A 365-nucleotide genomic window follows, 5' to 3' on the forward strand; every position below is an offset into this window, starting at 1 on the left:
ATGCAATGATCGCCGCTGCTAGATGATTGAGGGCCAGAAAGCTCCTCTCGAGTTTTTCATATCTGACCAGTAGCTTTCGAAAGCGATTGAACCAACTGTGCGCAACTTCGACTATCCATCGTCTAGCTTTCTTGTTAGGGTCACACGCCAGTTCAGTCGCCTCTTGTCCGCGCTCTTTTACATGTGGAATGTAACCGTGCTCTTCAATAATGCGCAACGCTGGTGCTCCCGTATAGCCCGCATCAGCACATAAATGTTTGTTTCTACGAATCGGTGGTTGAGGTTTTTTGAATTTCATCGATTCAAGCACCGATTCCAACTGGGAAACGTCATGACGATTGGCTCCGGTTACGACGAACGACAAC

1 protein-coding gene is annotated in these 365 nt (G+C 47.9%); it reads right to left on the reverse strand.

Annotated features, from left to right (window positions below):
- Positions 1–365: transposase (locus ACO0LM_RS28735; RefSeq protein WP_423042372.1), on the reverse strand; the 365-nt coding region annotated here is incomplete at both ends.

The organism is Undibacterium sp. Di26W (genome assembly GCF_049340265.1).
Lineage (GTDB): Bacteria > Pseudomonadota > Gammaproteobacteria > Burkholderiales > Burkholderiaceae_D > Undibacterium.